General features: G+C 40.6%; 14 protein-coding genes and 1 pseudogene. 8 read left to right on the top strand and 7 right to left on the bottom strand.

Going from position 1 to position 16,184, the window contains the following annotated elements; translation table 11 throughout:
- The 3 genes and pseudogenes from BM390_RS14435 to BM390_RS14425 all read left to right on the top strand — a co-directional run.
- Nucleotides 1-334: pseudogene (locus tag BM390_RS14435) on the top strand (hypothetical protein); the annotation flags it as partial.
- 72 nt (nt 335-406) lie between these two features.
- Nucleotides 407-961 (top strand): sensor histidine kinase, encoded by a 555-nt coding sequence (locus BM390_RS14430; RefSeq protein WP_062323562.1) that lies wholly within the window; start codon nt 407-409, stop codon nt 959-961.
- 143 nt (nt 962-1,104) lie between these two features.
- Nucleotides 1,105-1,788 carry a methyl-accepting chemotaxis protein gene (locus BM390_RS14425; protein ID WP_062323564.1) on the top strand — a complete coding sequence of 228 codons (684 nt, stop codon included), beginning with the start codon at nt 1,105-1,107 and terminating at the stop codon, nt 1,786-1,788.
- A 50-nt stretch (nt 1,789-1,838) separates the two neighbouring features.
- Here BM390_RS14425 and argF read toward each other — a convergent pair whose 3' ends face one another.
- From argF to BM390_RS14400, 5 genes are all read right to left on the bottom strand, one after another.
- Nucleotides 1,839-2,783 carry an ornithine carbamoyltransferase gene (gene argF / locus BM390_RS14420; RefSeq protein WP_062323567.1) on the bottom strand — a complete coding sequence of 315 codons (945 nt, stop codon included), beginning with the start codon at nt 2,781-2,783 and terminating at the stop codon, nt 1,839-1,841.
- Nucleotides 2,780-5,980, bottom strand: a complete 3,201-nt coding sequence (gene carB / locus BM390_RS14415; RefSeq protein ID WP_062323578.1) for a carbamoyl-phosphate synthase (glutamine-hydrolyzing) large subunit — start codon at nt 5,978-5,980, stop codon at nt 2,780-2,782. Before carB ends, argF begins: the two co-directional genes overlap by 4 nt.
- Nucleotides 5,973-7,049, bottom strand: coding sequence for a carbamoyl phosphate synthase small subunit (locus BM390_RS14410; protein ID WP_062323580.1), 1,077 nt, complete (start codon nt 7,047-7,049; stop codon nt 5,973-5,975). The genes carB and BM390_RS14410 overlap by 8 nt, the downstream gene beginning before the upstream one ends.
- Nucleotides 7,050-7,204: 155 nt before the next feature.
- Nucleotides 7,205-8,617 carry an argininosuccinate lyase gene (gene argH, locus BM390_RS14405; protein ID WP_062323582.1) on the bottom strand — a complete coding sequence of 471 codons (1,413 nt, stop codon included), beginning with the start codon at nt 8,615-8,617 and terminating at the stop codon, nt 7,205-7,207.
- Complete coding sequence (locus BM390_RS14400) at nt 8,614-9,873, bottom strand: argininosuccinate synthase (protein WP_062323584.1); 1,260 nt, start codon at nt 9,871-9,873, stop codon at nt 8,614-8,616. The genes argH and BM390_RS14400 overlap by 4 nt, the downstream gene beginning before the upstream one ends.
- Nucleotides 9,874-10,178: 305 nt before the next feature.
- Here BM390_RS14400 and BM390_RS14395 point away from each other — a divergent pair, with 305 nt between their 5' ends.
- On the top strand, nt 10,179-11,132 hold the full coding sequence (locus tag BM390_RS14395) for a DUF4349 domain-containing protein (protein WP_062323586.1): 954 nt from the start codon (nt 10,179-10,181) through the stop codon (nt 11,130-11,132).
- A gap of 229 nt (nt 11,133-11,361) precedes the next feature.
- Complete coding sequence (locus BM390_RS14390) at nt 11,362-11,757, top strand: hypothetical protein (RefSeq protein ID WP_062323588.1); 396 nt, start codon at nt 11,362-11,364, stop codon at nt 11,755-11,757.
- 89 nt (nt 11,758-11,846) lie between these two features.
- Here BM390_RS14390 and ddlA read toward each other — a convergent pair whose 3' ends face one another.
- Nucleotides 11,847-12,944 (bottom strand): D-alanine--D-alanine ligase, encoded by a 1,098-nt coding sequence (gene ddlA, locus BM390_RS14385; RefSeq protein ID WP_062323591.1) that lies wholly within the window; start codon nt 12,942-12,944, stop codon nt 11,847-11,849.
- A 24-nt stretch (nt 12,945-12,968) separates the two neighbouring features.
- The gene (locus BM390_RS14380) at nt 12,969-13,406 is read right to left on the bottom strand and encodes a DUF4064 domain-containing protein (protein WP_062323594.1); all 438 of its coding nucleotides are present in this window, start codon (nt 13,404-13,406) and stop codon (nt 12,969-12,971) included.
- A 351-nt stretch (nt 13,407-13,757) separates the two neighbouring features.
- Between BM390_RS14380 and BM390_RS14375 the strand changes: the two genes are divergently transcribed.
- The 3 genes from BM390_RS14375 to BM390_RS14365 all read left to right on the top strand — a co-directional run bounded on the left by BM390_RS14375 (nt 13,758) and on the right by BM390_RS14365 (nt 16,097).
- Nucleotides 13,758-14,099, top strand: a complete 342-nt coding sequence (locus BM390_RS14375; protein ID WP_062323595.1) for a P-II family nitrogen regulator — start codon at nt 13,758-13,760, stop codon at nt 14,097-14,099.
- A 24-nt stretch (nt 14,100-14,123) separates the two neighbouring features.
- The gene (locus BM390_RS14370) at nt 14,124-15,476 is read left to right on the top strand and encodes an ammonium transporter (RefSeq protein ID WP_089855611.1); all 1,353 of its coding nucleotides are present in this window, start codon (nt 14,124-14,126) and stop codon (nt 15,474-15,476) included.
- Between the two features lie 330 nt (nt 15,477-15,806).
- Complete coding sequence (locus BM390_RS14365; protein ID WP_062323597.1) at nt 15,807-16,097, top strand: hypothetical protein; 291 nt, start codon at nt 15,807-15,809, stop codon at nt 16,095-16,097.
- Nucleotides 16,098-16,184: the final 87 nt, after the last annotated feature.

Here is a 16,184-nt window from a genome sequence, read left to right as displayed (position 1 = left end):
AATTGGCAAGATGAAATATATGAAGCGACTCGGTGTGTCCATTCACATGGCAGCCGCTTATGTCATTGCCCGTCGGGCAATAGGCTTTAAAGAAAAACTCCCACCGATGTTGTATTCACTTGTTCCAGAGCAGAAACAAGGTCTACACCATTGGACGCAATGGGCGTATATGACGCGTACCCTGTCTTTTGTCAGAACCCATGTGTTCTACCAGACAGAACGATTCGACCCAAGCAAGTTGTGTTCCTGGGACACACTATTTTCCCAATATGCTTTAACAGATGTTGAGAAAATAGGTTTGCGGCGGTTGGAAAGTAGAAAAATCCATGCTTAGTTGAACGAGCATGGGTCCCCTTTAGGGTGTCCTTAAGGAATCCCCTTCCTCAAACATTCGTAAGAATGTTAGGTGGGGGTAGTTCAATATCGTCTAGATAACGGGGCGCTCACGCCATTTAAAACGAGTCAAGACGCAACTCTTACACCGTCAGATGCTGTCCTCACAGCTATTACGAACCAAGATGATGGTGTATTTGAACAAACTATTAATGACGAGCCTTATTTAATTGCGAAGCGTTATTTACCGGAAATCGAGGCCGATTATTTACTACTTGTACCCGAAGCAAGTTACCTCGCCCCCATTCTTACCATGCGCACGACAACGGTGATGATTAGTATCGTTGGGATGGTTTTAGGTATTATTTTCACCGTATTCTTTGTTCAAAATATTACGAAACCACTTAAACAACTAAAAGCAGGGATGGAACGCATCCATACCGGAGATTTTAGCCCGCTTATTTTAAAGAAAATACATACACTAGAAATTAAAAGTTTAACTGAGAGTTATAACTTTATGGTTGATGAACTCGACACAATTATTTCTCAACTCAAACAATCCATCAACGATCTAACTAATAGTGGCCACCATTTGGAAAGAGAGTCCGATCACATGATTGAACGTTAACACAAACAACCAGGGCAGTAGAAGAAAGTGCCGAGGCGACAAGAGCCTATTCGGAACATACTCAAGCGATTGTCACAGCTGCAACGTCTAGCTTACAACTTTCTAAAAATCACTTAAGTGAGACACTCCGCTTCACAGAATCAATGAATACCGCATCTTCAACAGGTAAAAAAGAATTAGATGACTTAATCAAACAACTCGCCGAGTTTAAAACGGAATTAACTTCGATGCAACAAGAGTTACATGACGTGCTAGATCAAGTCAATCATACGTATAGTTTAACGAGCGCGATTCAAGCCATTTCAGATCAAACAAAATTACTTGCTTTAAATGCTTCCATTGAAGCGAGCAGAGCCGGTAAAGAAGGTCAAGGTTTTATAGTTGTCGCACGAGAAGTGAGTAAACTCGCAGAAGAAACAAAAGCTATTACCATTAATATGTTTGAGCACATGGCCAAAACAAAAAAGATGACCACTTCAGCTGTATCGACCAGTGATTTACTCGTGGAACATCATTTAGGCCACGTTGAGACGATGAAACAGACAACCGATGCCTTTGATAGTTTATTAAACACAATCAAAGAATCAACGGCTGCTATTCACGTCATTGAACATGATATGTCTGCGCTATTTGAACGGTTTAATGAACTGACCAATGTCTCAAGAGAACTTGATCGTATTGCGGAGAATAATCATCAACATACCGAAAGCATGGCAAAAATTGCGATTAGCCATAAAGAAGAGACAGCCATCATTCATAAAGAAGGGGCGAATATTTTAAACTTTGCCAAATCGCTTCAAACATTAATTGATGGTTTTAAAGGTTAAACAAAAAAGCACCGACGGGTGCTTTTACTGTTTACATTCGTTTACTTATATTAATCGGCCATTAAAGCCACCATCAAGGCTTTTTGAGCATGGAGGCGATTTTCTGCTTCTTGGAAAATAACAGAGTGTTTACCATCGATAACATCTGTCGTGACTTCTTCGCCGCGATGAGCTGGCAAGCAATGTAAAAACAGATAGTCATCTTTTGCGTGAGACACGAGGTCCTCGTTCACTTGATAATCTTTAAATAAAGCTTCACGCTTCAGTTGTTCACTTTCTTGCCCCATTGAAGCCCAGACATCGGTGTAAACAATGTCACTACCCGTCATCGCTTCTTTCGGATCCGTTGTCACAGTAATCGTGACACCATTTTCTTCCGCAATCATTTTCGCTTTCTCAACAATATCTTCATTGGGTAAATAACCTTCAGGAGCTGCTGTTTTAAAGTGCATCCCCATTTTAGCAGCACCAACCATAAGTGAGTGCGCCATATTATTACCGTCGCCAATATAAGTGAGCGTGAGACCTTTTAATTGCCCTTTTACTTCTTCAATCGTTTGTAAGTCCGCAAGGACTTGGCACGGGTGATAGTCATCCGTTAGACCATTAATGACAGGGATTGAACCATAATGCGCGAGCGCTTCAACATCGGATTGTTTAAACGTACGAATCATAATCCCATCTAAGTATCCCGATAGAACTTGCGCCGTATCACTGATTGGCTCCCCACGTCCGAGTTGTAAATCTTTTGAACTAAGGAAAAGTCCGGTGCCACCGAGTTGATAAATTCCTGTTTCAAATGACACACGTGTTCGTGTCGATGACTTTTCAAAAATCATTCCAAGCACCTTGCCTTTTAGCGGATGATACACTTCCTTGTTTTTTTGTTTTTGTTTGATTTCTTTGGCGAGATCTAAAATATAACGTAATTCTTCTGTTGTATAATCAAATAACGTTAAACAACTTCTTCCTTTTAATTGGTCTTTCACACTCATCTTTTTGCCTCCTCTAGCATCATTTTTCGGTAACGGTTAATTGTTTTGGGTAAAGTAGGCGCCGCCACTCTTGCATCGAGATAGGCACGCAATGTTTCTTTTCGACTTAAGACCATTACACCCTCACGTAAAGCTTTTAAGCGAATAGTAGCTGTTTGTTGGTCGGCCACTAATTTAATCGTCCCTTTATCTAGTAACTCAATAGCTTTTTCTTCAGTTACAGATACAACGCGCGTTAATCCGTATTGAATAAGTTTATCACTGACTATTTCATTCGCAAAACAGAGGCCGTTCACTTTAGCTAACTGTTTTATTAATGCTTCATCTACATCTTGTAACCCTAGATAGATACCATCTGTTTCGTTCATCGCCATAAATTGATTTTCTTTATAGCCAAAAGCTTTTTGAAGTGCCGCTTCAACCGTTTCACCAAGACCTATTGCCTCTCCAGTTGAGCGCATTTCCGGCTGAAGTAACGGGTCAACATCACTCAGTTTTGTATGAGAGAAAATCGGCATCTTCACCGCGTAAAAGTTTGGCTTTTCCTGCAGACCTAACGTTGGATGAAGCTCTTTTAATGATTGATTTAACTGCGTTCTCACGGCTAAATCAACCATATCAATGCCTGTGACTTTACTCGCAATTGGCACCGTTCGTGACGCTCGCGGATTAACTTCTAGACAGTAGAGCGTTTCTTCATCTTCACTAAAGACGAACTGAATATTGATCAGACCTTTTAAATCAAGTGCTTTTGACAGTTTCTTTGTATACGTTTCAATCAAGGTTTCTTGTTGATTCGTAAGATTTGGCGCCGGGAAAATCGCCATACTATCCCCTGAATGCACGCCTGCTTTTTCAACGTGTTCAAAAATACCTGGAATCACAATATCTTCCCCGTCACAAATGACATCAATCTCGACTTCTTTACCCTCAATGTATCGGTCAAGTAATAACGGAAAGACTTTACTTGATGTTTCCGTCTGGAGTAGCTGGTTGAGATAGTGATCTAAAGCTTGTTCTGAGTCTAAAACAACCATGCCTTGTCCACCAATCACGTAAGACGGACGAAGAAGTACGGGATATCCAAAGGTTTCCGCTGTTTCTTTTGCCTTTTCATACGATAGAACCGTTGTCCCTGGAATGTGTGGAATCGCTAAGTCGTCTAATAGCTGATAAAATTGTTCTCGGTCTTCGGTGACATCAATATTGTTAATATCCGTCCCGATGAGCTTAATTCCCCGCTCATTCAGGTCTTCAGCTAAGTTCACCGCTGTTTGGCCACCAAATTGAATCAACACCCCGTCGGCTTGTTCCTTTAAGACAATTTGTTCAACATCTTCCGCTGTCAGTGGCTCAAAGTATAAATGATCGGCGGTTGAATAATCGGTACTGACTGTTTCAGGATTGTTGTTCACAACAATGGCTTCAATTGCTTGGTCCTTTAATGAAAAGGCCGCATGTACCGAACAATAATCAAATTCAACCCCTTGACCGATTCGGATCGGACCTGAACCTAAGACAACAATTTTTTGTTGCTTATTTAACGGTGTCACTTCATCATACTCGAGCCAAGAACTATAAAAGTATGGCGTTTTCGCTTCAAATTCCCCTGCACATGTATCGACCATCTTATAACTAGCCGTGATATTGTGCGCACGTAAATAGTCATTTATATCTCTCACTGTGGTGTTTAGCAACCTTGCTAGCGTGACTTCACTGAGACTATATTTTTTCGCTTGAGTGAGTAATGGTTTTGGTACGGTTTCAAGCGTATACTGGCTTATTTCAGCTTCAAAATCAATCAACGTTTTAAACTCATGCAAGAAATAACGGGTAATCAGCGTGTGATGATGTAGATCATCGACACTCATCCCGCGTTTTAATGCTTCCATCACATAAAACAGTCGTTCATCGGTTGGGTTTTCTAATGCCTCAATCAAGTCGGCCTCTGTACAAGCACTTAAAGCAGGACGGTGGAAATCGATTTGATTAATTTCCATGGACCGAATCGCCTTTGTTAAAGCTGCCGTGAAGTTACGTCCAAGTGACATCACTTCACCTGTCGCTTTCATTTGCGTGCCTAAGTGACGATTCGCTTGATAAAATTTATCAAACGCAAACCGTGGTAATTTAAGTGCCACATAATCAATCGCCGGTTCAAAGCTCGCATACGTATCTCCTGTAATAGGATTAAGAACTTCGTCTAAGTAATAACCGAGACTCAGTTTCGCAGCGATGCGCGCAATCGGATAACCTGTCGCTTTTGATGCAAGCGCACTAGAACGACTGACACGAGGATTCACTTCAATAATAATATAATCATCGGTGAGGGGATTTAAGGCAAACTGAATGTTACACCCACCAATCACGCCTAAAGCACGAATCACTTTGAGTGATGAGTCTCTTAGCATTTGGTGTTGATGATCAGTCAACGTTTGACTTGGGGCAACAACAATACTGTCACCAGTATGTACCCCAACCGCATCGATATTTTCCATGTTACAAATAATAATCGCTGTGTCGTTATCATCGCGCATCACTTCATATTCAATCTCTTTCCAACCCTTCACCGATTGTTCGATGAGGACTTGGTGAATCGGACTTTGATTTAAGCCATTTTTAACGATGGTCATTAACTCAGCTTTAGAGTCGGCAATCCCACCACCCGCGCCGCCTAATGTATAGGCGGGTCTCACAATAACCGGATAACCGATCTTGTCCGCAAACTGGCAGGCGTCTTCAATATTTTCGACCGTCTGACTCATAGCGACAGGCTCATGTAAGTCTTCCATCATCGCTTTAAACTGTTCCCGGTCTTCCCCGCGTTCAATCGTCTCAAGTGGCGTGCCAAGTAACGTCACGTTATAGTCTTTTAATACACCATGCTCGGTGAGTTTCGCCGCTAAGTTTAAACCTGTCTGTCCACCGAGTGTCGGGAGGAGGCCATCAGGCTGCTCTATTTTAATAATCTCGGTTAAACTTTCAACGGTAAGTGGTTCCATATAAATATGATCCGCAATATTTTCATCAGTCATAATCGTTGCTGGATTATTATTGACTAACACAACCTCAATGCCTTCTTCTTTTAAGGCAAGACAAGCTTGAGTGCCGGCATAATCAAATTCAGCTGCTTGACCAATCACGATGGGACCTGATCCGATAACGAGGACTTTTTTAATCGTATCAAGTTTAGGCATGGACAACCGCCCCCTTCTTCGTCACATCCCTAACAAACTGTTCAATCAAATGCATCGTGTCCATTGGTCCTGGATGAGCTTCTGGATGAAATTGAACCGATGTGATCGGTTTTGTTTTATGTTGCAGTCCTTCAATCGATTGATCGTTCACATTCGTAAAGAGAATATCAAATTCATCCGTAACAGCATCCTCACAGACGACGTAGCCATGATTTTGAGACGTCATATAAACTTTACCTGTGATGCTTGATTTCACCGCATGATTGCCACCGCGGTGACCGTATACTAACTTCTTCGTTTGCATCCCGTAACTAAGTGCCAACAGTTGATGGCCAAGACAAATACCAAAACTCGGGTAGTGATCGGCGATGCTGCGGACAGTGGGAATTAGACTGAGGCAATCAACGGGATCACCCGGTCCATTTGAAAAGACAACCCCATCAACGCTTAACTGATCAAGCTCAGTTTTTGTCGTGTGATATGGACAGATCGAAACATTCGCTCCCGCAGCGGTTAAGGCATTAACAATCGATTTCTTTTGTCCAAAATCGATAACGGCGATATGGGCGTGACTATCGCTAAAGCTGTGATCGTGCTGCACGTCTTTCACTGACACTTTTTTTACGACATCTGGGTCAATCTTGGTCATCGTCACTTTTTCCTGTGGGTCCGTTGAAATTTTGCCGAAAACATTCGGATGGGTACGAATGATTTTGGTTAAATGACGCGTATCAACGCCATAAATAATCGGCACCTTTGTTTTTTCAGCGAGTTGTTTTAGTGTATGGGTAGATGTTGGGTGGTCTGGATGATGACTGACCGTTTGAACGATAAGCGCCTTTGCGCCAAAACTGTCACTTTCTTTTACGTCTACATTACATCCGTAATTTCCGATCAATGGGTACGTCATTGTCACGAGTTGTCCCTCATACGATGGGTCGGTCATTACTTCTTGATAACCAATCATTGACGTATTGAATACCACTTCTCCTTCAATTGTTGTCGCTTCAGTTAAAAATGTTCCCTCTAGCACATCACCGGTATTTAAAATTAAATAGGCCGTCTGCATCTCTCATCCCCGTCCTTTCTTATGTAACTTCCGACGCTCATCCTCTATTCAGGAACTGCCATTCGACAGCTACTTTTATTAATAATTATACACATTAACTAATAATTATACATTGATAGGCGAAACAAAACTAGCCGAAGCTAGTTTGTCTGTTGTTATGATAAAAGTTCCGCCATCTTTTCTAACCAAACCGTTGTGTCACTCAGATAGTTTTCCGCTTCACCAAATTGCCATTCCACACTTTCTTTGGCCGTTCCACCGTGCGCTTTTCTGGCATTAACAACCGCCATCGGATCTAAGACCTCAAAAATATCTTCTTCAATGACTTCAGAGAATTGTTTGAATTCCGCTAGCGTTAAATCAAGTAAATATTTATGGTTGTCGATACAACTTAACACCGCTTCACCAACCACCGCATGTGCTTCTCTAAATGGTAAACCTTTCGTGACTAAATAATCCGCTAAGTCGGTCGCATTTGAATAATCTTTTGCGACAGCGTCATACATTACCTCTTTATTCACCGTCATTGTTTCCACCATTGGGCTAAATAAGCTTAACGCACCAATTAATGTTTCGACGGTATCAAACATACCTTCTTTATCTTCCTGCATATCTTTATTATAGGCGAGTGGCAAGCCTTTTAATGTCGTTAAAATCCCCATTAAGTGACCATACACACGTCCGGTTTTACCACGGACAAGCTCTGGCACATCCGGATTTTTCTTTTGTGGCATCATACTACTTCCAGTACAAAAAGCGTCATCTAACTCAATAAAGTTAAACTCTTGACTCGACCACTGCACAAGTTCTTCTGAAAAGCGTGATAAGTGCATCATGACAAGTGACGCATCCGATAAAAATTCAACGACGAAGTCACGATCACTGACTGAATCTAAACTATTCTCTGTAATCCCGTAAAAGTTTAGTTCATCTTTCACGAAGTGACGATCAATCGGAAACGACGTGCTTGCAAGGGCACCAGCACCAAGCGGTGATTTATTGATTCGTTTAAAACTATCCATCAACCGTTCAGCGTCACGCTGGAACATAAACACATAACTGAGTAAATGATGGGCAAATAACACCGGTTGCGCCCGCTGCAAGTGCGTATAGCCTGGTAGGATCGTATCCGTGTGCGCTTTTGCTTGATTTAATAAAGCCGTTTGTAGTGTCGTTAGTAATTCGACTAATGATACGACTTGATCCCGTAAGTAAAGACGCATATCTAACGCAATTTGATCGTTACGGCTTCGTCCGGTATGAAGTTTGCCTCCAACCGGACCAATCTCATCAATGAGTAACTTTTCTACATTCATATGAATGTCTTCATTTTCTTTTGTTAAGACGTCTTTATTTGTTTTGATTAATGCCTCGACTTTTTTTAAGCCGTCGACAATCGTGTCACGTTCATCTGCTTCAATAATTCCAGCTGAGGCTAACATATTCACATGGGCGAGACTCCCTAAAATATCATACGTCGCCAACTTTTGATCGAAGCTAATGGATGCTGTGTAATCATCGACTAATTCATTGGTTGGTTTTGTGAATCGTCCGCCCCATAGTTTCATTGCTTGACCGCTTCCTTTATATCGACTGTTGTTTTTGTCATTGATTCTGGTTTTTTCTGTTGCGCTTTTGTAACTGTTTCATGGACTTGCGTTGGTAAGCCCCAAAGCTTAATGAATCCAAGTGCCGCATCATGATCAAACTGATCACCTGTTGAATACGTTGCTAGATCTAAATCATATAATGAGTAATCAGATTTTCTTCCCACAACCATTGCTTGACCTTTATATAGTTTCACTTTTACAACACCTGAAACATATTTTTGTGTTTCTGCGATAAAGGCTTTTAAAGCATCTGTCAGGGGTGAGTACCAAAGCGCATCATAGACAGATTGCGCAAATTTTTGTTCAATGATTGGTTTGAATTGTGACACTTCTCTTGGTAACGTCAGTGCTTCAAGCTCTTGGTGCGCCGCGATTAACGTGACACCTGCAGGTGCTTCGTAAATCTCTCTTGACTTAATCCCAACTAACCGGTTTTCCACGTGGTCAATCCGACCCACACCATGCTTACCGGCGATTTGATTTAATTCTAAGATCAGTTCATGCAAAGGATATTGTTGTCCGTTTATGGCTACTGGCTTCCCTTGATCAAACGTAATTTCAATGGTTTCTGGTACATCCGGTGCATCAACGGGATCGGTTGTAAGTTCAAACGCATCCTTTGGCGCTTCTGCCCATGGGTTTTCTAAAATGCCACATTCATTACTTCTTCCCCATAAGTTTTGGTCAATACTGTATGGACTTTCTTTACCGACCGGTACAGGGATACCGTGTTTTTCTGCATAAGCTAATTCCTCGTCCCGTGTCATTTTCCATTCTCTTACCGGTGCGACGATTTTTAGATTTGGATTAAGTGCCGTAAAGGCAACGTCAAACCGGACTTGGTCGTTCCCTTTGCCGGTACAACCGTGGGCGACAGCAACGGCTCCTTCTTGTTCAGCAATATCTACGAGCACTTTTGCGATTAAAGGTCTTGACAAGGCTGAAATCAGTGGATATTTACCTTCATATAATAAATTCGCTTGCAAAGCTGGTAACACATATTCTTCTGAGAAGAGTGCTTTTGCATCTACTGAATATGATTTAATTGCCCCAACATCAATAGCTTTCTTTTTCACAAACTCTAAATCTTTTCCTTCGCCTACATCTAATCCTACCGCGATGACATCATAATTGTATTGGTCTTGTAACCATTTAATTGCCACTGATGTATCTAATCCCCCTGAATATGCTAATACGATTTTGTCTTTTGCCATGTCGATCCGCTCCCTTTTATTTAAATGATCTTATTTTTCAATCGATTCGGTTAACTTGTGTATTATTATGCAACAGAAAGAATAATAATGCAACCCCTTTTGAAGAATTTTTTATTCTTTTTAGGGAATAGTATATTATCAGTCATAACATCATAGCCTATCATCAAGATGAAAGCGTATTTCTATCTGATATACATAAAAATTAATATTTATACATAAGTGTGTATATTATTTAAATATTGAAACTTTTTAACCAAACAAAACGACTGATGTATGAGAGAAACATTTAAAAGGAGGCGTTAATTATGAACAAAAGAAATGGAATCATGTTATTTTTATTTAGTTTGATCCTTATCTTTATGACCGCATGTTCAAGTGAAGATCAATCAGAAACTAATACGATAGGCGACTCGGACATGGAAATGGCCGTTGAAGATGATGCTGCCGAGCAAGAAGCGTATGATGAGGGCGGCATTCGACCAGAGGGACCGATGGAAGACGGCGAAACCGACGCACCGGTTGATACAACTGATCGTAAGATTATGTATAACGCGAATCTAGAACTCACTACCCGGAAGTATGACACAGCGGTGCAATTTATTGAAGAGGAGACCAACCGTGTCGACGGCTATATCCTTAATAAAGAAACGCATCGGTACGATGCGCATTTCCGGTCAGGTTATTTTACGATTCGGATTCCTGCTGAAAACTTACAAACCTTTTTAAATCAATTTGAAACAGACTTATTCCAAGTTGAATACAACGCGATCTCAGGACAAGACGTCACCGATCAATATGTCGACTTAGAAACACGACTCAACACACAAAAACAACTAGAAGAACGGTTACTCACCTTTATGGAAGAAGCTGAATCAACAGAAGACTTACTCCAAATCTCGCGTGACTTAGCGAATGCCCAACTTGAAATTGAACGTCTGACGGGTCAATTAAATTTTCTCGATAATCGGATTGATTATGCGACCGTTGACCTCCGGCTACAAGAAGAGGAAGTCAGCACGATTAAAGACGGCGACTTAAATATTTGGCAGCGGACAAAAGATCAGTGGGTCAGAAGTTATGATGCGGTCATTATCTTCTTCTCTAATCTTTTCGTTTATATCGTCGGTAATTTACCAGTAATTATTATCTTTATTGTGATCGCTTCTGTCATTGGTGTATTTGTAAGACGTCGCTATAAAAAACAGCCGAAATCTCACCATTCACTCAGAAATGAAGATAAACAAGACACTGATCAGTAGTATATAATAGATTGTTTGCAAAGATTTATTTTTACAGAAAAGCACCTGACCTTGGCGTTCATGAACAGGTGCTTTTGATTTGTAACAGTGTTGTGTGATGTTAACGATTGCGTACGATGAATATTTTGCTATAATTCATTTACCTACTTTTATACTTTGTATAAATGAATTTCATTCAGGCTATTAGTTTCTCATTCTTAGACTGAGCGAGAATAAGGAGGCGTGACTGATGATGTATTATTTTGGCTATCTACTATTATCTACTCTTTTTTTTATAATTACTTTTATTGTATTCGGTAGACTCATCCTCCGACTCATCAAGAAAAAAGAACGCCCATCTTGGTGGATTTTTATCATCTTATTGAGTCCCTTTTTAATATACACTTTCTATTATCACGGACTATTACTGTATTTGGATTTACCTTCAGCGTTAAACAAAACCACACATACTAAAACTGGCACCGTCACACATGTTTATATAGCTAGTGGATCTATCGATTTTGAATTAGATAACATCAGTTTTCGAAGGAATCCGTGGACCTTGAATCCAAAAGAGGGAGAAACCTATCAAGTTGACTACTTACCTAATAGTCGCTTCATTATTGAATATGATCAGTTACCTTAATATTATAATTTGTATCACCTTTCAATATAAATAAAGAAAAAAGCACCGACACTTATAAAGTAATTATAAGTGTCGGTGCTTTATACTCATTAGTCTCTTGCACTTTTAAGCTGTTGTTTTCGTTCGTGACGCTCAAAAGCCAGTTTAATTAACGTATCAATCAGATTCGGATAGCTTAATCCTGATAGCGTCCAAAGACGTGGATACATACTGATTTTTGTGAAGCCTGGGATGGTGTTCACTTCATTAATGATTAATGTATCATCTTCTTTTAAGAAGAAATCAACCCGAGCCATCCCCTCACAGTCAAGTGTCTGAAAGACTTTAACAGCTTCTGTTTGAATCTTTTCTACTTGTTCTGGTGTTAAATCAGCCGGTGCCGATAAGACAGCGCCTGACTCATCAATGTATTTTGATTCATATGAATAAAAGTCTGTTTGTGGTAAAATCTCACCGATCACGGATGCTTTTGGTGCGGCATTACCTAAGACCGCACACTCAACTTCGCGTCCTTTTACCGCTTCTTCAACAAGTACTTTATCATCATATAAAAAGGCGTCTTGAATCGCTTTCGTGAAACTTGCTTCATCTGTTGCTTTACTTACCCCGACCGATGAGCCTTGATTGGCAGGTTTAATAAAAACAGGTAAGCCGAGCGTTTCCTTAACAGCGCTAAAGTCAATCGATGCTTGTTCATGTGCTTTAAATACAAGACCAGCTGCCACTTTTAGACCACGCTCTTTTAATAAACGTTTCGTAAAATCTTTATCCATACTGACGGCTGAGCCGAGTAAGTCAACCCCCACAAACGGTAAGTTCAGGGTACGTACTAACCCTTGTAAGCTACCATCTTCTCCTAGTGTTCCGTGAATGACTGAGAACACGACATCTATTTGTTTAATCGGTTCATTTGTTTTACTGTTAATGATTTGAGCAGTGTCTTGCCCAGGGATAACCGCAATCGCTTCACCCGTTAAATGTAACCGAATCTTTTTCGCATCATCCGCATCATCTAAATAATGCGCCTCATCAAGTAAGTGCCATGCACCTTGTTTATCTACCCCGATTAAAGCAACGTCATAGACCTCACGGTCAATCGCTTCAATCACATTCTTTGCTGACATAAGTGATACTTCATGTTCAGCTGATTTACCGCCAAATAAGATAGCGACTGTTTTTTTCGACATACTTATTCCTTCTTTCATTATTGACTATACCGTAAGTTGTTTCGGTTTTTTAAAGAGGACTAATCCGCCACTAACCATATATAGAAGACTTCCTAACATCGCTGGCGCAAAACCTAAAATCGCAACTAAAGCACCTGACACCAGCAGTAAGATCCCGACCATTTTGGGTTTAATATCTTTCTTTAAGAAGTAGATACTTAATCCTCCTGTGACAACCGTGGTGATACTCAGAATGAGGATCATAATCCCGCCAGACTGCAAGTTATCTCGAAACACATTGAATTCTGGTAGTTCAAAGTCATCCTCACTATTTTCAGCTAATTCTGATTCATAGGATTCATACAATTCCATCGCTCTTCCTTCATCATTATGTACAATTAACATACTCGCCCCTTGTACACCGAAAAAGATAAAGACCGCCATACCTAAAATAATTAATATCTTTTCAAATCGTCGTGACATCTGTTTGTTTCTCCTCTCAATTGTTTACCTCATTACTATTTTAACATAGTTCATATCAATCATACTATCGTTTATCCTTGATAGAAAAAGCAGGATAAACAACCCCAAAACACTTATGCTCCCTTTACTTCCTCATGTTATCTCGCCGATTTTTAAATGAATTACATGGTTTTTATACATATTGGTTTTAAATTAATTTTAATTAATCATTCTAATTATTAGATTATTTCAATATTAAACAACTCTAAGCAAATAGGCTAAATTCTATTGAATTTTCAGAAATTTAGCGTAAGATAATAAACATAACTTATCATGTTAGAAAAGTTAACAAAGAGAGGAGCGTCATCAGTTATGAAAAAAATTGAAGCGATTATTCGCCCAGAAAAGTTTCAAGCGTTACGAGATGAATTAGCCTCACACGGATTTTTAGGCTTAACCGTTACCGAGGTCGCAGGAACCGGTAAACAAAAAGGACAAACCGGTGTTTTCAGAGGGACGAGTTATGAAATAAAAGTCTTACCAAAAATTAAAATTGAACTCGTCTTACCGCAAGAACGAACAGACGAAGTCATTGACATCATTATCGACACCTGTCATACCGATCAAATCGGCGACGGAAAGATTTTCGTTTATGATGTGGAAGATGCTGTAAGAATTAGAACGAAAGAACGCGGCAAACCGGCTGTTCTATAAAAATCTAACGAGGAGATGATGAATGTGTTTAAGAAAATAGGCCTTTTACTTTTTATTAGTATATTTTTAACATCCCCACTCTATGCCGACACTGGTGTGGTAACAACAGAAACCGTCGATATGTTGTGGGTCATGATTGGGAGTGTGTTAGTCTTCTTCATGCATGCGGGATTCGCTTTAGTTGAATCAGGCTTCACCCGCGCAAAGAACTCATTAAATATTATCACAAAAAACTTTTTAACCATTAGTATTGGACCGATCATCTTTTATCTTGTTGGTTATGGGCTGATGTTCGGCGATAGCTTTAACGGATTATTCGGATCAAATAGCTTCTTATTAAGCGGCGTTGACGATATGGGGTTCTTCGTCTTCCAAGCAATGTTTGTTGCAACCTGTGCGACGATTATCTCTGGTGCCGTTGCTGAGCGGATTAAAATCGGGGTGTATGTTTTAATTACACTTGCGATGACGAGTGTAATTTATCCTGTCGTCGGTCACTGGATTTGGTCAGATGGCTGGTTAGCTGAATTAGGCTTTACTGATTTTGCCGGTTCAACGGTCGTTCACTTAACCGGTGCCGTAGGTGCTTTAACGGTCGTCTTATTCTTAGGACCGCGTCTCGGTAAGTATACAAACGGTAAAATCAATGTTATTCCTGGCCATAATATACCGATGGGCGCTTTAGGGGTATTCATTTTATGGTTAGGTTGGTTTGGATTTAATGGTGGTTCAACGCTCGCCGCTGATACCGAGCTTGTGCCAATGATTGTCGCAACAACGCTGATGGCAAGTGCGGGTGGTTTATTATCAACTGTTTTATATTCACAACTACGCTTTAAACAAATTGACGTCTCTCTTGCTTTAAATGGCGTACTCGCCGGCTTAGTCGGGGTCACAGCTGGTACAGCTGAAGTGTCCATTCCCGGCGCGATTGCGATTGGGGTCGTCTCTGGCGTCATCTTAGTCGAAGGGATTACATTCATTGACCGCGTTCTAAAGATTGATGATCCCGTCGGGGCAACAACCGTCCACGGCCTCTCAGGTATTTGGGGTACACTTGCGGTAGGTTTATTCTCGGTTGAATCCGGCTTATTTTACGGCCACGGATTAAGTCAATTCTTAATCCAAGGTCTAGGCGTCTTAGCAGTAGTCGCGTGGACAATGGCGTCAGTTGGTGCTGTCACTTTCGTCATCACTCGATTCACATCTATTCGCGTATCAGAAGAGGAAGAGCGTATTGGACTTGATATCTCTGAACACGGCTCTAGCGCGTATCAATTTAATGATACCTTCTCGAGTAAAGAAGCGATTCAACCGACCGGTGCTTTTGAACTGGCTGATAGACTGAATCAGCTTTCTGAGTCAAAAGCTACCTAAGTAGACATCGTTTACGATGTACACTAATCCCCCTTGTTGGCTACACCCTTTGGTGTAGCCTCTTTTTTATACGCTTTTATCTCTTATCTGACTACCGTACTCTTACAAAATTACTTATAAAAAGAAAGACTTCGCTAACATCGGATGTATGATGCAAAAAAATAGATTTTATCGCTTTAGGGCGAGAAGACACCTTCCTCAAGTGCGTCAGCACTAGGTGGGTGATGAATCGCTTGTTTTGAATATTTTTGAAGTGACAAACATATATTCTTCATGGTATAATTAAAGCACTAACAGTGACCGTTACAAAACCAAGGGAGGATGGGTATCATGGGCATGAAGGCTATTTTTTCAAATCGCTTATATAAGCATACGATCGACCCTGATTTTGTTATGTCCATGGCTCACACCCTCCAGGTGTTTAATCAAGCCAAACATTTTCGCTATCAAGCGGAGGTCCGTGAGCTTAGGGGCGTGAAAGCGAAAAGTTCCGTCTCCATCCATCAACAATTGAAACAACGTTACGGATTAAATGATTATTATGCGAACAGCGCTGTTCAAGAAGGACGCGCGCTTTTATCCGCGCAAAAAGAATTGAAGAAAATGTACATACGTGAATGAATTTCATAATTCTGAGGCCTTGCGGCCCAATGGTTTTGAAGCATAAAAAAGGAAGTACCTCCCCAAGTCTTGTATAATGGTAAGTAA

This window comes from Halolactibacillus miurensis (genome assembly GCF_900116255.1).
GTDB lineage: Bacteria > Bacillota > Bacilli > Bacillales > Amphibacillaceae > Halolactibacillus > Halolactibacillus miurensis.
This window is presented reverse-complemented; position numbering and strand designations above follow the sequence as displayed.